25 protein-coding genes are annotated in these 20,137 nt (G+C 37.0%); 20 read left to right on the forward strand and 5 right to left on the reverse strand.

Going from position 1 to position 20,137, the window contains the following annotated elements; all coding sequences use genetic code 11:
* Positions 1-3: 3 nt before the first annotated feature.
* From murQ to F3D3_RS16970, 9 genes are all read left to right on the forward strand, one after another.
* Positions 4-900: an N-acetylmuramic acid 6-phosphate etherase gene (gene murQ, locus F3D3_RS16930; RefSeq protein ID WP_069875635.1), complete on the forward strand. Its 897-nt coding sequence runs from the start codon at positions 4-6 to the stop codon at positions 898-900.
* Between the two features lie 28 nt (positions 901-928).
* Complete coding sequence (locus F3D3_RS16935) at positions 929-1,420, forward strand: PTS sugar transporter subunit IIB (RefSeq protein WP_069875636.1); 492 nt, start codon at positions 929-931, stop codon at positions 1,418-1,420.
* A 25-nt stretch (positions 1,421-1,445) separates the two neighbouring features.
* Positions 1,446-2,240, forward strand: a complete 795-nt coding sequence (locus tag F3D3_RS16940) for a PTS sugar transporter subunit IIC (RefSeq protein ID WP_069875637.1) — start codon at positions 1,446-1,448, stop codon at positions 2,238-2,240.
* Positions 2,240-3,103 (forward strand): PTS system mannose/fructose/sorbose family transporter subunit IID, encoded by an 864-nt coding sequence (locus F3D3_RS16945; RefSeq protein ID WP_242877161.1) that lies wholly within the window; start codon positions 2,240-2,242, stop codon positions 3,101-3,103. The genes F3D3_RS16940 and F3D3_RS16945 overlap by 1 nt, the downstream gene beginning before the upstream one ends.
* A gap of 12 nt (positions 3,104-3,115) precedes the next feature.
* Positions 3,116-3,508 (forward strand): PTS sugar transporter subunit IIA, encoded by a 393-nt coding sequence (locus tag F3D3_RS16950; protein ID WP_069875639.1) that lies wholly within the window; start codon positions 3,116-3,118, stop codon positions 3,506-3,508.
* A gap of 97 nt (positions 3,509-3,605) precedes the next feature.
* Positions 3,606-4,319 carry a GntR family transcriptional regulator gene (locus F3D3_RS16955; protein WP_069875640.1) on the forward strand — a complete coding sequence of 238 codons (714 nt, stop codon included), beginning with the start codon at positions 3,606-3,608 and terminating at the stop codon, positions 4,317-4,319.
* A gap of 268 nt (positions 4,320-4,587) precedes the next feature.
* On the forward strand, positions 4,588-5,391 hold the full coding sequence (locus F3D3_RS16960; protein WP_069875641.1) for a transporter substrate-binding domain-containing protein: 804 nt from the start codon (positions 4,588-4,590) through the stop codon (positions 5,389-5,391).
* 69 nt (positions 5,392-5,460) lie between these two features.
* A complete protein-coding gene (locus F3D3_RS16965; RefSeq protein ID WP_084389122.1) occupies positions 5,461-6,180 on the forward strand; it encodes an amino acid ABC transporter permease in 720 nt (239 codons plus the stop codon).
* Positions 6,164-6,910: an amino acid ABC transporter ATP-binding protein gene (locus F3D3_RS16970; protein WP_069875643.1), complete on the forward strand. Its 747-nt coding sequence runs from the start codon at positions 6,164-6,166 to the stop codon at positions 6,908-6,910. The genes F3D3_RS16965 and F3D3_RS16970 overlap by 17 nt, the downstream gene beginning before the upstream one ends.
* A gap of 47 nt (positions 6,911-6,957) precedes the next feature.
* On the opposite strand, the gene F3D3_RS16975 is transcribed toward F3D3_RS16970, so the two are convergent.
* The 3 genes from F3D3_RS16975 to F3D3_RS16985 are packed head-to-tail and all read right to left on the reverse strand — an operon-like array spanning position 6,958 to position 9,227.
* Positions 6,958-7,803 (reverse strand): ABC transporter substrate-binding protein, encoded by an 846-nt coding sequence (locus F3D3_RS16975; RefSeq protein ID WP_069875644.1) that lies wholly within the window; start codon positions 7,801-7,803, stop codon positions 6,958-6,960.
* Positions 7,804-7,819: 16 nt separating this feature from the next.
* On the reverse strand, positions 7,820-8,533 hold the full coding sequence (locus F3D3_RS16980) for an ATP-binding cassette domain-containing protein (RefSeq protein WP_069875645.1): 714 nt from the start codon (positions 8,531-8,533) through the stop codon (positions 7,820-7,822).
* Positions 8,526-9,227, reverse strand: coding sequence for a GTP-binding protein (locus F3D3_RS16985; RefSeq protein ID WP_069875646.1), 702 nt, complete (start codon positions 9,225-9,227; stop codon positions 8,526-8,528). The genes F3D3_RS16980 and F3D3_RS16985 overlap by 8 nt, the downstream gene beginning before the upstream one ends.
* 152 nt (positions 9,228-9,379) lie before the next feature.
* On the opposite strand from F3D3_RS16985, the gene F3D3_RS16990 reads away from it, so the two are divergent.
* The 4 genes from F3D3_RS16990 (at position 9,380) to F3D3_RS17005 (ending at position 12,741) form a co-directional block, all read left to right on the forward strand.
* Positions 9,380-10,048 (forward strand): Crp/Fnr family transcriptional regulator, encoded by a 669-nt coding sequence (locus F3D3_RS16990; protein ID WP_069875647.1) that lies wholly within the window; start codon positions 9,380-9,382, stop codon positions 10,046-10,048.
* Between the two features lie 171 nt (positions 10,049-10,219).
* The gene (locus F3D3_RS16995) at positions 10,220-10,912 is read left to right on the forward strand and encodes an ABC transporter ATP-binding protein (protein ID WP_069875648.1); all 693 of its coding nucleotides are present in this window, start codon (positions 10,220-10,222) and stop codon (positions 10,910-10,912) included.
* Positions 10,913-10,934: 22 nt separating this feature from the next.
* Positions 10,935-12,008 carry an ABC transporter substrate-binding protein gene (locus F3D3_RS17000; protein ID WP_069875649.1) on the forward strand — a complete coding sequence of 358 codons (1,074 nt, stop codon included), beginning with the start codon at positions 10,935-10,937 and terminating at the stop codon, positions 12,006-12,008.
* The gene (locus F3D3_RS17005) at positions 11,998-12,741 is read left to right on the forward strand and encodes an ABC transporter permease (RefSeq protein ID WP_084389123.1); all 744 of its coding nucleotides are present in this window, start codon (positions 11,998-12,000) and stop codon (positions 12,739-12,741) included. Before F3D3_RS17000 ends, F3D3_RS17005 begins: the two co-directional genes overlap by 11 nt.
* 32 nt (positions 12,742-12,773) lie before the next feature.
* On the opposite strand, the gene F3D3_RS17010 is transcribed toward F3D3_RS17005, so the two are convergent.
* Positions 12,774-13,364 (reverse strand): class I SAM-dependent methyltransferase, encoded by a 591-nt coding sequence (locus tag F3D3_RS17010; protein WP_069875650.1) that lies wholly within the window; start codon positions 13,362-13,364, stop codon positions 12,774-12,776.
* A complete protein-coding gene (locus tag F3D3_RS17015) occupies positions 13,354-13,893 on the reverse strand; it encodes an ECF transporter S component (protein ID WP_069875651.1) in 540 nt (179 codons plus the stop codon). The genes F3D3_RS17010 and F3D3_RS17015 overlap by 11 nt, the downstream gene beginning before the upstream one ends.
* Before the next feature lie 338 nt (positions 13,894-14,231).
* On the opposite strand from F3D3_RS17015, the gene F3D3_RS17020 reads away from it, so the two are divergent.
* From F3D3_RS17020 to F3D3_RS17050, 7 genes are all read left to right on the forward strand, one after another.
* Positions 14,232-14,765, forward strand: coding sequence for a sigma-70 family RNA polymerase sigma factor (locus F3D3_RS17020; protein ID WP_069875652.1), 534 nt, complete (start codon positions 14,232-14,234; stop codon positions 14,763-14,765).
* Entirely contained in the window at positions 14,765-16,201 is a 1,437-nt protein-coding gene (locus F3D3_RS17025; protein WP_069875653.1) for a hypothetical protein, read from the forward strand. Before F3D3_RS17020 ends, F3D3_RS17025 begins: the two co-directional genes overlap by 1 nt.
* Before the next feature lie 138 nt (positions 16,202-16,339).
* Positions 16,340-17,017 (forward strand): helix-turn-helix transcriptional regulator, encoded by a 678-nt coding sequence (locus tag F3D3_RS17030; RefSeq protein ID WP_069875654.1) that lies wholly within the window; start codon positions 16,340-16,342, stop codon positions 17,015-17,017.
* A 13-nt stretch (positions 17,018-17,030) separates the two neighbouring features.
* A complete protein-coding gene (locus F3D3_RS17035; RefSeq protein WP_069875655.1) occupies positions 17,031-17,642 on the forward strand; it encodes a DUF6273 domain-containing protein in 612 nt (203 codons plus the stop codon).
* Between the two features lie 32 nt (positions 17,643-17,674).
* Positions 17,675-18,148 (forward strand): pyridoxamine 5'-phosphate oxidase family protein, encoded by a 474-nt coding sequence (locus F3D3_RS17040; RefSeq protein WP_069875656.1) that lies wholly within the window; start codon positions 17,675-17,677, stop codon positions 18,146-18,148.
* 194 nt (positions 18,149-18,342) lie between these two features.
* Positions 18,343-18,876: an RNA polymerase sigma factor gene (locus F3D3_RS17045; RefSeq protein WP_069875657.1), complete on the forward strand. Its 534-nt coding sequence runs from the start codon at positions 18,343-18,345 to the stop codon at positions 18,874-18,876.
* Positions 18,866-20,026, forward strand: a complete 1,161-nt coding sequence (locus tag F3D3_RS17050; protein ID WP_069875658.1) for a hypothetical protein — start codon at positions 18,866-18,868, stop codon at positions 20,024-20,026. Before F3D3_RS17045 ends, F3D3_RS17050 begins: the two co-directional genes overlap by 11 nt.
* Positions 20,027-20,137 lie beyond the last annotated feature (111 nt).

The following is a 20,137-nucleotide window of genomic DNA, read 5'->3' on the forward strand; positions in this document are numbered from 1 at the left end:
AGGATGGAATCGGTGAAAATAGAGCATTTAAATACAGAAAGTCGCAATCCGAAGACATTGAATTTGGATACAATGTCCACGATGGAATTGCTTCATATTATGAATGAAGAAGATCAAAAGGTTATAGAGACGATTAAAGAAGCTTTGCCTCAAATTGAAAAAAGCATTCAGTTAACTATTGATGCACTCCATAAGAAGGGTAGACTTATTTATATTGGTGCAGGAACAAGTGGCAGATTGGGGATTTTGGATGCTGTTGAATGCGTACCAACCTTTTCGACCACAGACGAAGTTGTGGGCATTATCGCTGGTGGAGAAAGAGCCTTTGTAAAAGCAGTGGAGGGTGCAGAGGATTCGGAAGAATTGGCGGCCAGTGATTTAAATGAAATTAATCTAAGCGATAGGGATGTGGTGGTGGCAATCGCAGCATCGGGACGAACCCCTTACGCGATAGGCGCGTTAAAACATGCAAGAAAATTAAATGCAAAATGTATCAGTATTTCTTGTAACAAAGATGCCAGGTTGTCAAAATATGCTGATGTGGCTATCGAAGTGGATGCTGGGCCAGAAATTTTAACGGGATCGACGCGATTAAAAGCGGGTACCAGCCAAAAAATCATTTTAAATATGATCTCAACAGCTGCCATGGTGGGCATTGGGAAAGTATATGGCAATTTAATGATCGATATGAAGGCGACGAATCAGAAACTGGTCGAGCGGGCAAAGCGGATTGTCATTGAAAGTACTGGGTGTAATATTCAGGTTGCTGAGCAGACATTGGAACGCGCTGAATTTGACATAAAAGAAGCGATTGTTATGATCCTCACAGGAATCACAAAAGAAGAAGCCAAGAAAAGAATTCATGAAAGTGGTGGCTTCATCAGAAATTGTATCCAATAATTAGAATATTTCAAAAAGGAGTGATGAAATGGCAAAGACATATGTAAGAGTAGATGACAGATTAATACACGGGCAGACGATCGTTGCGTGGTGTCCGACACTTTCCATTAAGGAAATCATTGCAATTGATGATGAAAGTGCAAAAAATCCAGTGCTCAAATCCATTATGACAATGGGCGTTCCACCGATGTATAAAACGCATATTGTGACAACTGAAGAAGCGAAAATCTTACTGGCTCAAGAGTGTAATTTTAATCGTCTGGTCATTGTTAAGGTACCCAGTAAATTAGAAGCAATTCAAGCGGAAATTGAGCAAGCAGATTTGATTATCTTGGGAAACATTGCAAAACGGGATGATACAAGTCATAAAATTAGTGGTGCAACAGGTATTTTCTATTTGAGTGATGCGGATGTGAGCCTTATAGAGGGGTTCATTTCAAGAGGAACAGAAGTCTGTTTTCAACAGTTACCTGCAACCACCAAAATGAGTTGGGAAAGCTTTAAGAAATCCATTAAATAGATGAGTAGACAAGGGAGGGAACAAAATGCATAGTTATCAAATTATTTTAATAGCATTATTTGTGTATTTAGGTTCAATTGGTTCAATAGTGGGGAACACCATCGGCTGGTATACCTTAGGAAGACCTCTGGTTGCAGCATTTGTTGTAGGCATCATCATGGGGGATGTTCAAACTGCTATATTAATTGGTATTGCGCTCCAAATTATGTATATGGGCAATGTAACACCTGGTGGTGCAGTTGCTTGGGATTTATCATATGCCACCTACATTGGGACTGCGGGTGCACTTGTGTTTGGAAAAGGGCTAGATGTTGCACAAATCATTGGCTTAGCAGTAGTATTTGCTGGAATTGGCGGATTGGTTGGACAAATTATGTGGAACATTTCCTATGCACTTAATTTACCGTTGAATCGTGTGGCGAATAAATATGCTGAAGCGGGGGAAACCAAAAAGATGTTTATTCCCAATCTTGTTTTAGGGCAGTTGATTGGTTTTTTGTGCCGATTTATCCCTGCAGTAATCGTATTGACTTCTATGACAGCTGCTTCTGCTCAAGGTGATTTTGCAACCTTGATTCCCGCTTGGGTGACAACGGCACTGGGGGTCTTTGGAGGCATGATGGCAGCACTTGGGATGGGCATTATCATTTCGTTTTTATTTAAGAAAAAGTATCACGTGGTTATTTTCCTTGCGGGCTTTATTTTGGTGACGTATTTCAATCAAAGTACAATGGCTGTTGCTGTGTTAGCCATCATCATCTCTATTTTGTACTATGTTATTATGACGAGCTTAGAGGCTAAGAAAGGCGAGGTACTGTGATGAAAAAAATTAGCGATAAAACGCTTAAAAAATCATTCTTTAATTGGTTTTTTTGGAATGGATGTTCCCAGCAGGCAGAAAGCATGTTGGGATTGGCTTTCGGGCAGTCAATGGCACCTGTAATTGAGGAATTGTACGATACGAAAGCAGAAAAAGCGGCTGCTTTAAAAAGGCATACGACCTTATTTAACACGGAAGCTCAAGTGGGCTCCATTTGTAACGGCATTGTCTGTGGCTTGGAAGAAGCCAATGCAAATGGAAACTGTACACCTGAGTTGATCAGTGGTGTCAAAGTGGCCTTGATCGGTCCAACTTCGGCTATAGGAGATTCGTTATGGGTGGCGACATTTATTCCAATTCTCTTGACGATTTGTCTATCCATTTCACAGGCGTCTTTATCCGTTGGATGGTTAGGCCCTGTTGTCTACATGATCGTCTATCCAATCGGAACCGCTATTTTGAGCTGGAAATTATTCAAATTAGGTTATAAATCAGGGATTGAGGGCATGCAAGGCTTTATGTCAACAGGTAAACTTAATGCATTGACAGATACGATGACTGTACTTGGGTTAATTGTAGTGGGTGCTTTAACGGCTTCTTTCGTTAATTTCACGTTACCCATTCAGATTATCAGAGATGTATTTGACCCTGCAACAGGTGAGACATTAGTGAATCAGGTTATATTTGATGCGGATAAAATCATCAATTCAATTTTTCCTAAAATATTGCCTTTGTTTTTAACGCTATCCGTTTATTATTTGTACGCAAAGAAAAAATGGTCTCCCCTTAAGCTTATGGGATTAATTCTTGTACTCGCTTGTGTGGTTACATTTATCGGATACACAACAGGCTTTTATGCATAAACGGAGGGCACTATGAAACGCGTTGTCGTAATGGGGCATGGTGGATATGCTCAAGGTATAAAATCAAATTTAGAAATGATTGTAGGATTGCCGCCACATATGTATTTCATCGACTTAACAAAAGAGGATGACTTATCTGATTTAAAGCGAAAGGTGGATCAGTTGCTACAAGACTTTAGTGGGGACGATGTGCTATTTGCGTGTGATTTACTGGGTGCATCTCCATTTCGTGTGGCTGCGGAGATTTGCGCGCATCATCCTGGAAAATATTACACTGTGGCGGGATTGAATACCATGGCTTTTTTAGAATTAAGCATAGTTGAAGATCGTACGTTATCTATTGAAGCGCTTGCAAACCGTGCTGTTGAATCTACGAAAACGGCTGTCGCAAGATTTCCAGAATAAGATGAATAAAATTAAAAGAGAGGATTTGCACTTCTTACTGGGTATGTTATAATATTTTAGCGGTTAGTATGATAACATATTAGGAGGCTCTGTAATTATGGAATATAAAGTACCCAAGTATTTGCAAATAAAAGAAGATATTATTAAAGCGATTAAATCAGGTGAGTTGCAACCAGGTGATAAAGTTGACAGCGAATCCGTGCTTAAGAAAAAATACAATGTCTCCACAATTACGGTTAGAAAAGCATTTAATGATTTAATTAGCGAGGATTATTTGATCGGGGTACAGGGCGTAGGGACTTTTGTTACGAGAAAACAAATGAATCGCAAACTGACATCAATTAGTTTCAGTGATGAGTTGTTACAACAAGGTTATAAAATTGATCTGCAAGTGGATATCATTGAAGCGATTGTCAATGAAGGTATCGCTGATAAATTAATGATTTCGCACGAGCAACCTATTATATGTGTTAAAAGAGTAAGACTTGCCAATAATGAACCCATTGCTTATCAAATTTCCTATATGGATAGTAGTCTCATTAGTATTGAACAGGTGCAGGCAATTTATAAAAACAAATCCTTCTATAAAACCCTTGCCGAGTATGATATTATTCCCGTCTGGGCAAATGAGAATTATTCTGTAAAAGAAGTCAATGATAGCAAAATCGCTAAACTCATGAATATCAAAAAGAATACGGATACTTTCTTTGTTAAAAGAACCACAGTGGATGCAGCCGGTAAAATCATTGAGTATGCGGAAACTTATTTTAATAAGGATTGGTACTCTGTCACTGTGGAAGTGAAAATGTGATGTAATTTTTAATCAAAAGTCAGACGCTTATGTCCGGCTTTTTTTTTGATATCATTAGTCTTCGTCCAGCAAAGAGCAGGAATGTGAGGCCTGCTCTAAGCGGTTAGGCGAGGTTAGAATATAAATAAAAAAACATTTAAAAAAATGCATAAAAATACACAAATCGGTATTTATATTTGTATCAAGATGCATTATAATAATATAGGCAAATAGAGCGAACAGCTCATTAAAAAGTTGTAAAGCTACAAAAAATACAAGGAGAATATGCATGAAAAAATTATTAGTAATATGGATGACCATTGCAATGGTCTTTAGCGTAGCAGCCTGTGGCGCAACGGAAACAAAAACCGAAACAAAAACAGAAAAAACAAAATTAATACTGGGCACTTCCGCGGATTATCCACCATTTGAATTTATCGTTTTAGATGATAAAGGTGAAAAGCAATATGCTGGAATTGATGTGTCTTTTGCAGAAAAAATAGCAGAAGATATGGGCTTAGAACTTGAAGTGGTCAACATGAGTTTTGATAATCTTATGGCATCTCTTCAAAAAGGTGAAATAGATATGGTCATCGCGGCCATCGAAGCGAATGAAGAGCGTTCGCAAGTTGCTGATTTTTCAAAAGCGTATTATACTGATTTGCCACCAATGGTCATTGTCAAAGCTGAAAGTGTAGCAGAATTCACTTCTCTTGAGAGCTTTAGTGGTAAAACCGTTGCGGCACAGATGGGGACAACAAAAGCTGAAATCGTGACAAATGATATGCAAGGGGCTTCTTTAGTAACCATGTCATCGGTAACCGATTTAGTGAACAATTTAGTCTATGGCAAATGTGATGCCATTGTTCTGGATGGTGCAGTTGCAGAGCAATATGCTGCAAATGATGAAACCTTAGCCATTGCCAAAGTCAGTCTAGGGGAAGCGTATCCATATGCAGTGGCAGTACAAAAAGAAGATCCGCAGAAATTACTTGAAGGGATCAATAAGACGATTGATCAGGTGACAACAGATGGTACTGTGGACAAATGGATTGAAACAGCAAATGAACTCAGCACTCAAGCTATAGAATAATCGTTAGAGTAAACTAAGCGTGTAAGCCTGTAAAACAAGTGTGCTTACACGCTTTTGTAAGTCTTGGTTATGGAAAGGATCTTTATGTCACCTACGCATTTTTTTAACTTCTCATTTTTACCTAAATACACATCGCTCTTTATACAGGGCATAGAATACACGCTGTTGATATCAATCGTTTCTGTGTTGATAGCGGTTGTTCCTGCCTTGATGTTGGCTTTGATGCGACTGAGCAAAAATCGCTTGGTCAGAAGCATTTCAGGCATTTATATAGCGATCTTCCGATCGACACCTTTATTGGTTCAACTTGCACTTGTCTACTACGGCTTATTCAATTTTATTAGAATTCCAAGCTACCATTTGTTTGGTTTCATTAACCTATCTATGTTCATACCAGGAGTAGTTGCTCTAGCACTTAACAGTGCCGCTTATGTGGCTGAAATTTTCAGAGCTGGGATACTCGCAGTGGACTCAGGACAAAATGAAGCCGCTAGAAGTCTTGGTTTATCTGCAGGCATGTCGATGACCTATGTGGTTTTACCTCAGGCTATCAAAAATATATTGCCAGCACTTGCCAATGAAATGGTGACGATGGTCAAAGAATCTTCCATCCTTTCGACTCTGGGCATGGTAGAACTTATGTGGGCAGCAAAAACTGTTTCGGCGACGACCTATATCACCATTGGTCCCTATGTACTTGCGGCATTTATGTACTTTTGTATCAATTACCCAGCAAGTAAAGTTATAGAAGTCATTGAAAGGAGGATGAGACGTGGAGACAAGCGATAAATTAATATCGGTAAGACAATTATGTAAAGTATACAATAAAGGCAAAATCAAAGCCTTAAACGATTGTAATATCGATATCTGTCGAGGCGAGGTTGTGGTGATCATTGGGCCTTCAGGTTCTGGAAAATCTACTTTACTGCGCAGTTTGAATATACTAGAAACGCCGACAAAAGGCGAAATTCTCTTCGATGGGGTTAACCTTGCTGACATGCACGTGGATATTGATGTTCACAGAAGACGTATGGGCATGGTTTTTCAACATTTCAATCTTTTTCCACATAAAACGGTGCTTCAAAATATCACCATGGTGCCAGTGAAACTCAAATTGAAAACAAAAGAAGAGGCCAATCAGATCGGATATGAACTTCTAAAACGCATTGGTCTTGTGGATAAAGCGAATGAGTACCCAGCCATGCTTTCAGGGGGGCAAAAACAAAGGATTGCCATCATCAGAGCACTGGCAATGAATCCAGAAGTGATGCTCTTTGATGAGCCAACATCAGCACTTGATCCTGAAATGGTGGGAGAGGTTTTGACGTTGATCAAGCAATTGGCAAATGACGGTATGACAATGGTCGTCGTCACACATGAAATGGGCTTTGCACGTGAAGTGGCTACAAGAGCGGTATTCATGGCAGAGGGTGCTATTTTAGAAGAAAATACCCCAAAGGCTCTATTTGAAAATCCGCAAGACCCTAGGTTGAAGGATTTCTTGTCCAAAGTGTTATAAACAGACGACTTAAGAGGTGCCAAAAGCCTCCTTGAGTCGTTTTGATTTTAATTAGACAAAAGTGCATAAAGTTTTTGATGGTCCAAATTAATTAAAAAATCCCACGAGGGTTCCATTAAAGCAAACTCAGTTTCATTAAATTGAAAAGGTGGCTTAACAGAGGGATGATGTGGTAAAATGGCTGCATTTTGTACCAGATATTCTTGAAAATCTGCTCCAAGAACTTCATTAATAAAATATTCAGAGACTGATTTTTTAAGCGTTGATCGAATTGCAATATAGGAATGAATAGGAATGGCGCCATCTTTAGGCCATACTGCGGTTAGTGTGTTAAGGCCCATGCGCAAAGAAAAAATGGTGGGAACAATGGCTATGGGGATATCCCCTTTCATAGCTTTCTGAAAGGCTGCAGCGGGCATGTTTTCAATTTTGGCATTTTCTACGAAAGCACATGCGTTTTTAAAACCATAGTGATACCAAATGGACTTTAGGAGGGATTTTCCAGCGGAATTATGTGGCCCTCCAAAAACATATTTTTGGGCATACTCTTTTTTAAACAAATCTTTAAAAGAGGTGGGTGGGGAGAGTGTCCCCAACGCTTTTTGGTTGATGACTAGAATTAATGGAATAGATATGAATTTTTTTAAAGGTAAAAAGCCTTCAAATAGATGCCTGTGATTTAAATCGTGAAAAATATCAGTATCTGTGGATACGATGATATCACAGTTTAAATGGTTAGTCTTTTTTACATGATCAAGCATATTTTCTTGGCGTCCAAGCCCAAAAAAAGTTGTTTCTATATTTTCAGGTGCTTGTGAACACTTTTGATGAAGATAGCTTTCTTCAAGTTTTGATATAAGACATATGTTGTTCCAGAATAAATTAACAGACATGATATACTCCTTTTGTCTAGATAAGGGAATAGCCCTTTCTTAAATTATCGCGAATAGCCTCAAATTCTAAATGTTGTTTATATAGGACGTTGACCATTTGAAGTTCGTGATCTGATCGATCGATCAATTTATGGATAGCCCCATTTTGCATTAAAATACGTTTATTTCCATACAGAGCGAGCAAAGGGTCATGCGTAATGACAATTATGAGCTTTTTATGTTGAATGAGTAAGGACAAAGCTTTAACTTTATCAATACCAGCATTTTCTATTTCATCAATAAGAATAATGCCTGCATTAGGATTATAAGCGATGTCAGCAATCATAAGAGATCGCGATTGCCCCCCACTCAACTGGGTTAGTAAGTCAGATTCCAATATTTTTTCGCCGCAGAGTTCATTTGCTGTTTTTAAGAAATCGTTTATAGCCTCTTGGGAATCTTTCATTGATTTTAAGCGCAGTTTGATAAAATCTCTTACAGTAAGATCTAAAACAAAATTCATATTTTGTGAGAGGTGAGCAATATTAAAAGGATCACCGGATACCTGTATCGTGCGTTTTGTGATGCCGTCCCCATCAGCAATTGATTCAATATCTTCAATTAATTGTGTCTTTCCTGACCCCGTTTTACCAATTATACTATAAACATTTCCCGAACTTAAAACAATAGAATCAAATGGTTCTGGGGTGTTGCTTTTATCAAATCCTCTTGATATACGCAGTTTAATCATGATGCCCTCCAAATGACATATAGTTTACAATGCCTTGATGGTATGCTTGCCCAATTCTTATTTCGCCGACACAATAAGAACACACCGCTCCAGGCATATCATGAAGCAATTTTTGTTGGCCAATGTCATCCATGAAAGGTATGCTTTTGAAAATAGCGGCTATTTTTTTTGAACCAGCTCCAGTGATACCGTTGACTACATATTGTTCAGCAGTAGGATTCAATTGTTCTAAATGACTTTGTAATATTTCGCGTTCTGCTTGACTGAGCATATCACATTTTGTAAGCACAATGATTTCAGCAGTAGTTACCATTGGACCAAGTTTTTCTGGTGATTTAATACTAGAAGTGCTATCTATAACACATATATTAAGTGCTTTCGTTATAAAGGGTGCACATCGATTACATAATCCCGCAGTTTCAATAATAAGTAGGTCTGAATTTTGTGAAATTGCCCAGTTGACAATCCCGTTGATATTTATTGCAAGATAATGATCTGGACATAGATTTTGGCTAAGGCCGGTTATAACAGGTATGGACAAAGCTTTGTAATAAGATTCGTCGGTACTTTTTATACAATCCATTTTGGCCACGGCTGGTCGAAACGTTTTTAATCGTATAATATGATTTAAAATATGCAAAATAACTGCTGTTTTGCCCACCGCAGGGGCACCAGCGACCATGATAATGCGCATAAAACCCTCCTTTTGATTTTAAAGTGCAATATGAAAATACAATGTTGATGATAATGAAAATCAATTTCATTGCGCTTTTGTGATGATTATACTATAATTTTTTTTATAAAGTTGTCTCTTTTGAGACACTTAAAGGAGGAAGTGAAAATTATATGATGTCCATTATGCGTCAGATTTGTTTGTTTGATGGTCTTACAGATGATGAGTTTAGAGCCTGTATAGAAGTAATAACACTTAATATTAGAGCGTATGAGAAAGGTGATCTGATAGATGGTATTTTTGAACAAAAAAATGCCATTGGCATTGTAATTGAAGGTAAAATCAATGCTATGAAATATCTTATAAGTGGCAAGACGATGCTCTTGCGTTCGTTTTCAAAAAAAGATATTTTCGGAGCTGGAGGCGTCTTTAAAGAAAAAGACGCTAAACTGAGTTTTATGGAGGTGATGTCGCATTCTAAAATTGTACTTATTTCAGAAGAGGACCTGTTTCGATTATTTGAACAAAAGAAGGTTTTAAAAAACTACTTAATTTTTACAAATTCGAAGCTCCATTATTTAAATCAAAAAATAGATGTCATTTCACAATCGAGTTCGAAAGATCGCTTGTTGATCTATATATATGAGCAATGGTTGATTTCTAATAAGCAGATGCTATTTCAGATTCCAATGTCAAAAAGTAAACTGTCAGAATACCTTGGCATATGCAGAGCCTCTTTATACAGAACGCTAGATGACTTGAAAAAAGAAGGCGTTTTGGAGATTGAAGGTAAAAATATAAAACTTTATATGGATTTAAATAATTATTTTTCCAGTGAGTGAGCCGTCAATTAATGTCTCAAAATCAATTTAAATTACATTGACAAATGAAATTAAGTTTGTTAATATGATATCGATCTTTGATAATGAGAATCAATATCGATTAAATAAGACGTTACAGTAATGTTTAGCTAATTTAAGGGGGTGTAATTAATTTTTTGTGAAGGGAATAGATTGAGATTACTAGATCATATTTTTCTCAATTATGAAGAAATTGAAGTTTTTAATGATTTTTCACTGAATGTTATGGAAAATAAAATAACCTGTATTATTGGACCATCGGGATGCGGGAAGACTAGTATTCTAAATATGCTGTCTGGGTTTGTTAAAAACTTCGATGGAGAAGGCAATAAAGCAATCGGAAACATTGGCTATATATTTCAAGAAGATCGGCTGCTCCCATGGGAAACTGTTTATCAAAATATTCGATTGGTTCGGGATATTGAAAATCGTGAAGAGATTTTAGAGTTATTAAAAGTGATGGAGCTTGTTGAGTTTAGAAATAAATATCCATCCCAGTTGAGTGGGGGGATGAGACAACGCAGTTCAATTGCCAGAGGCTTTTATTTTCCATCACAATTATTGCTTATGGATGAGCCTTTTAAATCATTGGATTTTGATTTGAAGCTCAGTTTGATTTCTCATCTTGGGGCATTATGGAAATCTCGCAATAGGACCATACTTTTTGTTACTCATGATATTGATGAAGCATTGCTTTTAGGACATGAGGTCTTAATATTATCCAAGAGACCAACAAATATAGTCGAATCATTTATGCTCAAAAGCGAACTAGGTAAAAGATCCATCCAAGATAAAGCACATATTAATCTTAGAGATAAAGTTTTAAATATTATTAGTAAAAAGTAACCAATAAGAAAGGATGTAGACTATGAAACGAATCATATTTGCAATTTTAGTACTTATGTTGGTGATTTCAGGATGTTCTAATGCTAAAGATGAGAATAATGGCACATCAGAGCCTCAAGTTTCAAGTGAAGCAAATGCCATTGAACAGGAGGTGTCTAAAAAAACGCAAACAGGTGAGAATGCATCAAATGATAAGAGTGAAGAAGAAGCCGTTCAAATAAAAGTGATAATGCCTTATGGTACACCGACATTGAGTATGATCAAAATGGTCACTGAAAACCCTGTTATTTCTGAAAATGTGACTATTGAATACGAAATGATTGAATCAACAGATGTACTTACAACGACATTAATCAATGAAGAAGCAGATATTGCAATTGTTCCGACCAATATGGCAGCAGTGCTTTACAATAAGGGCATTGGTTACAAAATGGCTGGAGTAAGTGTCTGGGGGATTCTATATGTGATATCATCTGAAGATATTCAGTCCATTGAAGATTTAAAAGGTAAGTCAATAAGTACTATTGGTAGAAACATGACCCCAGATGCTATGTTAAGATTCGTATTGACTCAAAATGGCATTAACCCAGACGAAGATCTTACGTTAGAGTATTTTTCAGGCGCTTCAGAATTGGCGACGCACTATATTTCAGGAGAAGGCAATTTAAGTATTGCTCCAGAACCCGTATTGACAAGTATGCTAATGAAAAGACAGGATTCTAAGGTAGTTTTAGATTTACAAGAAGAATGGAAGAAAGTAACGGGGATGGATAATTATCCTCAGGTTTCTATCATTGTTAGTGAAAAGCTTGCAAATGAATCACCAGAGGTTGTAAAAGCATTTTTGGAAACTTATTCAGAAGGCATCGATTGGGTTAATGCTAATCCAACCGATGCAGGAAAGTACTATGAAGCACTTGATATTGGCTTAAAAGCACCTGTTGTTGCAAAAGCGATTCCGGGGTGTAATATGAAATTCTTAGGAGTAGACGAGACAAAGGAAGTCATTGAAACATATCTCAAGGTTTTGTTTGAATTTAATCCGCAACTACTTGGTGGAAAAATGATAGACTCTGGAATTTACTTTGAAAAATAAAAAGTTATCAATAGCATCGGTTGTAGTGGTGCTCATAACATGGCAAATTCTGGCGTCCATTGTGGACAATCCTATAAAATTTCCAACACCAATTGCAACCTATTTTGCTTTTGTAGAAATTGTTGGAGGCCAATATTTTATTAAAGAGATTTTTTATACTTTGAAACGAACGAGTATTGGGTTTATTATTTCATTTATGATGGGGGTAAGTTTAGGCACAGTTGCGGGGTTTTGCAATCCAATTTATTATTTTATGCATCCAATTGTTTCGATTCAACGGTCAATGCCGACGATGGGGGTAATTTTGCTGGCGTTGATATGGTTAAATCGTGAAATTGCGCCAATATTAGTGGGCATTCTGATTGCGTTTCCAATCATTTATAGTGCAGTTGTTAATGCTGTACGTAATATAGATAAGCAATTACTTGAAATGACACAAATTTATCAGTTTACAAAGAGAAAAAAGTTATGCCATTTATATTATCCATCGGTGAAGTCATCACTGATGGCTGTAACTTCTACTGCAATTGGCCTTAATATAAAGGTTGGAATTGCAGCAGAGGTGTTAAGTCAACCACGATTCGCTATTGGAACAGGTCTTCAAATGGAGAAGGTTGCCTTGAATACTGCTGGGGTATTAGCGTGGTCAGTAATAGCGATTATTCTATCTGCAACATGTGAATGGTTGATTTCACAGTTATTCCGATTAAGTGTTCCAAAAAATACAGATTAAGTTAATGGAATCGATAACAATACACTCTGATTTTAAAGCAAGCCAATGATTACAAACAGCTCTTCATCATCAATTTCAAGGCTTACATTAATATCAGCACTTTCAAACATCTGTTTGAGAATATCCATGGAGGGCAGTCTATCCTCTTGTACAGGCCCTGGAATTTCCTGATGAAGATGATTGATGGCATCCCTACTTTGAGAATGGCAAATTACAAGTTTGCCATTCTTTTTTAGGTGTTTAGCTAAGGTTGAAATGGCAGCTTTTTTATCTTCAAAATGTGGAAACATCGAGTAGCAAATGATGCAGTCAAAATCTGAATCAGAGACACCTTTTTCCAAAACATCCCCTACAACGAACTCTACATTAGAATAGTCAAACTTACGCTTTGCAACTTCGATCATTTTTTCGGCGATATCAATAGCCGTAATTTGGCCTTGATCACCTACGCACGCCTGTAAAACAGGAATAAGCACGCCGGTTCCTGTGCCAACATCTAGTATTTTGTCGCCTTTCTTTATTTCAACCAAGTCTATTATTCTTTGGACTTTTTTTAGATCATGGTCCACAATATTGTCCCATAACTCAGCTTTTGAATTAAAATAGTCTTTATTACTTGACATGGCAGACCTCGTTTTTAATCAAATTTGCTTTTTTCAGCAATAAGATAATTGGCGGAATGAACAAGAGTTGAATGATTATACCCGGAATGCCAGCTGTTACTGCTGAAATAACAAATACGAGAGGACTTGGAAATTTTGCGCCAAAGAAAAGAACTAAAATCCATACAGCAACCCCTGCAACAAGTCTTCCAGCGATCATACTGCCTATAAGTGCTAAATAAGTGTTACGGTTCAATTTTTGCCCTAAATAATAACCCACGGCAGCGTATGCACCTAGTTCAAAAACCATATAAGGCATCACAGGAAAAAGCGGTGGCATGCCTGTTAATAAACTGCTCAGTAGAGGTGTGAGCATGCCAACAGCGACGGCATAAGGTAAGCCTAATGTAAAGCCTGCAACCAGTACGGGTATGTGCATCGGTAAAAAAGTAGATCCTAATCCGAAACTATGGAATATCATGGGTAGTATAAGGCCTATAGCGATAAACATACTCGCTAAGACCATTTCTTGAATAAAATTCTTTTTCATAGAGGTCCTCCTAGAGTGTTTGAAATTGTGGTGCTCTACATTTAAAAACCACGAGAGCTATATACAGCACCATTACAATGGTTCGTATAGCCTTCGTGGCCAATTTATGGGGTAGTACGTCAAATTAGAGATAATGCCTTAAAATCAATGAAAATATTATTGTTATAGTATAAATATTATAGCCTTCATGGCTTGTGTTATACTTAAAATGATACTGGATTAGAAGGCTGTAGTCAACTATAAAACTAAACTAAAGCTAAAATTAAATCAGATGATTTTGTCCAAAAACGATATGTTTATACGGATATATAGATATAATGCAAAATGAGAGGTAGAAGATGAATGACGAGATCCTATACAGGCGCTTGCTGATGCGAGATCAACAAGCACTTTCAGCTGTACTTAACCAATATGGAGGATTACTTAAATACATTATTGGAAATACTGTGGTTCTGACAGCTGAAGAAATAGAAGAGTGTATGAGTGATGCCCTATTTTTAATTTGGCAAAGGATTGAAAAATACGATAATACAAAAGCTTCGTTAAAGTCGTGGATTATTATGGTAACAAGAAGTGCGGCGATTGATTATTACAGAAAGACTGCGAAACACAAGAAAACGGTTTTTATAGAAGAGGTCTCTTCAACTCTAATTTTTCAAGAGGCATTTGATCTTTTAAGTATTGAAGAAATCATCGAACGGCTTCAAATGTTACCCCCTCCGGATAATGAAATCTTTTATGATCGATTTATTCTGGGTGAAAATATGGATCGCATAGCGGATAAGCATGAAATTTCAAAGGAGAATGCCTATAAGCGTATTACCAGAGGGCGTTTAAAACTAAAAGAAATTTTCGCAAAGGAGGGGCTGTGATGTTTGACAAAAAATATTTGGACGCCTATTCAGAGCACGTTAAGGCTGAATTTGAGGATGAGCATTTAGAGGCTAATGCTCAAGAAAGAATTCTAGAAAAAACGTTTAAAAAAATTGAACTGAGCTCAAAGGGACAAAAATATCGCTTTAAGGGGATTAAACAAAAAAAGAAGTCAATTGTTGTAGCCTGTTTTTTATTGCTCATCTTATCTGGTTTTATAAACGCTACACCCGTGAATGCACTTTATCAAAGTATATTTCAGTTTATACCAGGGTTTGGTATTGTTAAGAGCGAAGAAGATATGAGTATTAGTAGGGCAACAACACAATCCTATCGCATGGCATCTAACGGTGCGTTTATTGAAATTAAATATGCGTACGTTCAAAATAATTCTTTTGTCATTTCAGCATTAACGAATATAAATTACGGTTCATCAATGATGACCATGGATGGTACTGGTGAGCGGATTGGGGTATCGGGAAAATCAAAATTAGGTCTATATTTGCTGATTGATGGGGAAAAAACATATGCAAGTCATTATGTTGAGGCTTCATCATATGGGACTGACGTGAAAAAAATTTCGGGGACATTTTATTTAGAGAAAGCTTTAAAAACATCAATCGTTACGTTAGGTATTGATGATTTTGAAGCGCCGATCGAAATCGTATTAGAAGAAGTCAAAGCAGGGGATGCACCCGATAAGCTTGGAAATGGTCTCTTTATAGATGACATTTTTATCTTTGCAGATCTAAAAAGAGAGGGTGATGTTGCCATATTGAATATGAGCTCTGTTTTACCAAGTGAATATCGAAATCTTAGATTTTATTTATTTGACGATGAGAAAGCATTTTATGCTTCAAGCATTCAGATCATTGACAGTGAGGGCAATGGCTATTATCCTAATGAAAAGAAGCGCCAGTACAATAACGCGGATATAGATACTTTTTATTTTGATATACCAGAGCATAAAACGGGTTTAAAGGTGGTCATCCCACAAATGATCTATGATACAAAAGTTATGGGAGAGGTTAAAGTTAAAAAACCAAAATTGGGTGAGTATATTGCGGTGGATCAGCGTTACAAGATTGGAGAAATAGAGCTTAATTTTAAGGGATTGGCTTTTGTATCCAAAGAAAATGATGAAACGCTTAAAGCTATTGGTGAAGATGCATTGCGATATGATTTTGAGGCAACTTATCAAGCGAATTCTAAACAAAGCGTATTTCAAGTATTTCCTGAGATTAAAGTCAAAACTGGATTTGAGTATGCGCGTACCAATTCGATGGGCATTGCCCCGTACTGGACGTCTAAACAAAGAGCAGGTTGTTACTATAGCGTTTTTGATGCGCAAGACAAAGCGACTAAGTTATCTATTGAAATTAAATGCTCAAATGTCCTTATTGGCCCATATGAACTTAAGATTGAGGCTGAATAAATTTCTAAGGTAAAAGAATCTGAAGTTATTGCTTATTGCCCTTCGCAACTTAAAAGGGCGAAACCTTAAGAAAAGCAACTGAAAATTGGTTGAAATATTATCCGTTGTCGTTATAATAGGGTATAAAGAGGTGATGAGATGAATTTTGGGACTAACATACAATATTTAAGAATGATGCATAAAAATATGACACAGGAAGAACTTGCCAATCTATTAGGCGTTTCTAGGCAGACCATCTCTAAATGGGAACTGAATCAAGGAAATCCAGAACTCAGTAAAATCAAAGAGATCTGTTCTTTATTTAATTGCAGCTCGGATGAGTTGTTGTTTGGTAATATTAAAATAGTAAATAAAGCTTATTCTGAGATTGAGATTGAGACTCTTGAAGCATTTGAGTATATAAAATATACTGTGATATCCACGGAACCAGAAGACGATGCAATTTATAGAATTAGACAATTGGCGACGAAGCTTAATATTGATAAGCCAAAAGTAATCGGTTGGGATTTTCCACATCTTTCTCAGGAGCAGATAAATTTGTATCATATGCATGGTTATACAGCGGCCTTAGTATTGCCAAATGGGATGGAAATAAATAACAAGGCACTTGTGGTCGAAGAAAGAAAAACACAAAGTTATGTCACTATTACCATAAATAACCCCATGAATAATCCCTTTCATCTGATTTCAAATGCATATAAATCCGCTTTTCAATATATGAATGTGAACCGATATACCTATGATCATTTTGCTTTTGAAAGTCTTTTCCAAAAAAATAATATTGAATACATGAAATTATTTGTTGCAATCAAATAAGAAAGAGGACGTTATGAAGATTGGAGATCAAGTGGTTTTTGGGGACTATGAATGGCGCATACTAGATGTGCAGGATGATAAAGCTCTGATTTTGACAGAAGAAATCATTGAGCTACGTGATTATCATAATAAAGGGACTGACATTACATGGAAGGACTGCGAACTTCGAAAATATCTAAACGGCGAATTTTACCAAAAATTCAAAGTAGAAGATAGGGCGAAAATAATGGAAACAGTGAATATAAATCCAGGTAATTTGTGGTATAAGGCGGATGGCGGCGAAGATACAACAGATCGTATTTTTATACTATCTATTGATGAGGTTGTCCGAACTTTTTTTGGTGACAGCAGCAGACTACTGGATTTTCCTTCTAAAAATCAAAGATATTGGTTTCAAAGAAAAGATGAGAATAACATTAAGCGTAGAGCTAAGTACATGAATTCAATGTGGTGGTGGTGGATACGAACACCTGGGAAGCATAATCGCGTTGCTGTTTATATACACGGAGATGGCAACATTGGCATACAGGGCAATGGCGTTTCAAAACGAAAGACGAATGTCATTCACCATTTAACCAATGACAGTAGAGGTGGCATTCGACCAGCGCTTTGGATTAAAAAATAACGAGATTAAAAAATAACGAGGAGGAGATTATTATGGAAAAATATGAAGAAGGCATGAAAATACTGAGCGAAAAATTTGGAAATGGAAAAGACAATGCAATTTCACTTGCTACAATTTCACTGGAGACGGGGGTTGATGGAAATCCAAGACCTTCAGTTCGTGATGTGGATGCATACTATGAAGATGGCGTGTTCTACGTGGTTACTTATGCACAATCCAATAAGATGAAGCAAATCGGTGAGAATCCAGAAGTATCTGTTTCAGTACATCTCGAAGATTTTTTTAGTAGTGGAACAGGGGAAAATCTAGGCTGGGTACTGGAACCACATAATGCAGTGTTAAGAACCAAATTGCGTGAAGTCTTTAAAGACTGGTATGATTTTGCGAATAATGAAAATGATAAGAACTGCTGTTTTTTAGCGATTCATCTGAAAAAAGGTACACTTAGAATCAATCATGGGGAAAAGTTCTATCACTTTGATTTCGAAAATAAGACAGCAAATTAAGTATTCAAAAACTGTTGAAAAATCAACAGTTTTTTTTGCGAGCAGATATCAAACTTCAACATGAAATTAAAGGATGCTTTAGTCCAGAAGAGGATGAAAAAAAATTTTTAATTATTGGAGTATTGGCGTGAACCGCATACGAAGTTATTACCATGTATAGATGAAGGGCAAAACCACATGTGGAGGAAGTAGATTTGGAAATTCAAGATATAACGTATTTGATTAATGTTCATGGCAAGGATATATATAATTTCTGTAGACAGTTGACGAAAGATAAAGAGGAAGCAGATGAACTCTATCAAGATACCTTTTTAAAAGCACTAGAACTCTGCGACAAAATAGATCAAGCCAACAATCCGAAGAGTTATTTGTTGTCCATTGCAGTTAAACTCTGGAAAAATCGCAGGCGCAAATTTGCTTGGAGAAAAAGAATTGTGACGATGACAAGTTATCAAGAGGCGGTGGATTGTGAATCCAATCTGCTCGACAATGTTCAAACGCCAGAAGAGCTATTGATGGAAAAAGAAAATTTGAAAATGGTCGTTAGAGCGGTTAACCATCTAAAGGCAGAATATCGAATTCCAATGTATCTTTGCTATGCAGCTGAAATGCCATTAAAGGAAATCAGCCAAATTTTAAATTTGCCAGAGGGGACTGTAAAGAGCAGACTCTTTAAAGCAAGAAATGAGGTCAAGCAATATTTGGAGGTTAATGGATATGGAAGATAAAGACCTAAATCGTTTACTCAAAAATGCCCTTTCAAGCAATTATGAACCTGAATCGAAGCTCGACACAAAAATAATGCAAAAAGCGAGGGAAAATGAAATGAGAAATAACCGAAAAGTAAAAATGTCCGCAATTGTAGTAGTTTGTTGCATCCTGTTATGTTTTTCAATTGTATCATTTGCAGCATGGCAATATTTGACACCCAAAGAAATCGCAGTTGGCGTTGGGAATGGCTTGTTGGCATCTGCTTTTGAAAGCGATGACGCCATTATAATGGATGAATCTCAATCTTATGGTGACTATACAGTGACACTACTTGGTGCTGTATCGGGAAGTAATTTAACCGATTTTTATTCTGATGGACAGTTAGTCTCAGAACGCACTTATGCTGTGATAGCCATATCTAAAACAGATGGTACGCCAATGCCGATGACCTCTGATGAAGATTATGGGAAAGTGCCGTTCTTTGTATCCCCTTTTATACAAAGCCTTAATCCTCAGCAGTTCAATATTGTGACGATGAATGGTGGTTATTCTGAAATCGTTAAAGAGGGGATTATGTATCGGATCCTCGAATGTGATAATGTTCAATTATTTGCAGATCGGACACTCTATTTAGGCGTTTCCAACTCAAATTTTTACGAGCGATCAGCGTATGAGTATGATGAAACGTTGGGGATTATTTCAGTGAATGAAAGTTACGAAGGCATGAATCTTTTATTTGATTTTCCACTAGATTCGCATAGAGCAGATAAAGCAGCAGCAGAGCAGTACTTGAGAGAATTTGCAGAGGCAGAGTCAGAGTCCAATAAAATGAACTCAGAAGAAAAGAATCCAGAAGATGTGAGGCAGGATGAAGTGAACAATGCAGTCCTTGAAATGAACCAAGATCTTACGGTTGATGAAATCATAAAGGAATGGACATTGATTTATGAAGAAAAAACAGAGCCTGATCAAGACGGTAGAATTCATTATGGTTATAAAACCTCAATGGGGTCAGGATCTGGTATTGTGGCAGAGATGGCGTTATTTGAAACGGGTGAAGTGGGTTATTCTAAATCGATGAGTTATGATGAAAATTATGCTGTGGTTTTTTATAGAGATGACAAAGGAGATATAAAAGTATCTATTTATGAGCGGGTTAACGAATAGCCTATAAACGAAACAAAATTTAGAGGACAGGCCCATGCGGCATGTCCTTTTTTAAACGTGTGCAGTCAAATCAAACAAATAAATAGCCTAATCATTGTAATTCACACTTGA

The sequence above is a fragment of the Fusibacter sp. 3D3 genome (genome assembly GCF_001748365.1).
In the GTDB taxonomy this organism is placed as follows: domain Bacteria; phylum Bacillota; class Clostridia; order Peptostreptococcales; family Acidaminobacteraceae; genus Fusibacter_A.

Excerpts from the sequence above, each read along its gene's own strand:
- F3D3_RS17040 (WP_069875656.1), top strand. The coding sequence starts at position 17,675 with ATGGAAAAATATGAAGAAGGCATGAAAATACTGAGCGAAAAATTTGGA.
- F3D3_RS16975 (WP_069875644.1), bottom strand. The coding sequence starts at position 7,803 with ATGTCTGTTAATTTATTCTGGAACAACATATGTCTTATATCAAAACTT.
- F3D3_RS16965 (WP_084389122.1), top strand. The coding sequence starts at position 5,461 with ATGGAAAGGATCTTTATGTCACCTACGCATTTTTTTAACTTCTCATTT.
- F3D3_RS17050 (WP_069875658.1), top strand. The coding sequence starts at position 18,866 with ATGGAAGATAAAGACCTAAATCGTTTACTCAAAAATGCCCTTTCAAGC.
- F3D3_RS17010 (WP_069875650.1), bottom strand. The coding sequence starts at position 13,364 with ATGTCAAGTAATAAAGACTATTTTAATTCAAAAGCTGAGTTATGGGAC.
- F3D3_RS17030 (WP_069875654.1), top strand. The coding sequence starts at position 16,340 with ATGAATTTTGGGACTAACATACAATATTTAAGAATGATGCATAAAAAT.
- F3D3_RS16950 (WP_069875639.1), top strand. The coding sequence starts at position 3,116 with ATGAAACGCGTTGTCGTAATGGGGCATGGTGGATATGCTCAAGGTATA.
- F3D3_RS16940 (WP_069875637.1), top strand. The coding sequence starts at position 1,446 with ATGCATAGTTATCAAATTATTTTAATAGCATTATTTGTGTATTTAGGT.
- F3D3_RS17035 (WP_069875655.1), top strand. The coding sequence starts at position 17,031 with ATGAAGATTGGAGATCAAGTGGTTTTTGGGGACTATGAATGGCGCATA.
- murQ (WP_069875635.1), top strand. The coding sequence starts at position 4 with ATGGAATCGGTGAAAATAGAGCATTTAAATACAGAAAGTCGCAATCCG.
- F3D3_RS17000 (WP_069875649.1), top strand. The coding sequence starts at position 10,935 with ATGAAACGAATCATATTTGCAATTTTAGTACTTATGTTGGTGATTTCA.
- F3D3_RS17020 (WP_069875652.1), top strand. The coding sequence starts at position 14,232 with ATGAATGACGAGATCCTATACAGGCGCTTGCTGATGCGAGATCAACAA.
- F3D3_RS16990 (WP_069875647.1), top strand. The coding sequence starts at position 9,380 with ATGATGTCCATTATGCGTCAGATTTGTTTGTTTGATGGTCTTACAGAT.
- F3D3_RS17015 (WP_069875651.1), bottom strand. The coding sequence starts at position 13,893 with ATGAAAAAGAATTTTATTCAAGAAATGGTCTTAGCGAGTATGTTTATC.
- F3D3_RS16980 (WP_069875645.1), bottom strand. The coding sequence starts at position 8,533 with ATGATTAAACTGCGTATATCAAGAGGATTTGATAAAAGCAACACCCCA.
- F3D3_RS17025 (WP_069875653.1), top strand. The coding sequence starts at position 14,765 with ATGTTTGACAAAAAATATTTGGACGCCTATTCAGAGCACGTTAAGGCT.
- F3D3_RS16960 (WP_069875641.1), top strand. The coding sequence starts at position 4,588 with ATGAAAAAATTATTAGTAATATGGATGACCATTGCAATGGTCTTTAGC.
- F3D3_RS16935 (WP_069875636.1), top strand. The coding sequence starts at position 929 with ATGGCAAAGACATATGTAAGAGTAGATGACAGATTAATACACGGGCAG.
- F3D3_RS16945 (WP_242877161.1), top strand. The coding sequence starts at position 2,240 with ATGAAAAAAATTAGCGATAAAACGCTTAAAAAATCATTCTTTAATTGG.
- F3D3_RS16985 (WP_069875646.1), bottom strand. The coding sequence starts at position 9,227 with ATGCGCATTATCATGGTCGCTGGTGCCCCTGCGGTGGGCAAAACAGCA.
- F3D3_RS16955 (WP_069875640.1), top strand. The coding sequence starts at position 3,606 with ATGGAATATAAAGTACCCAAGTATTTGCAAATAAAAGAAGATATTATT.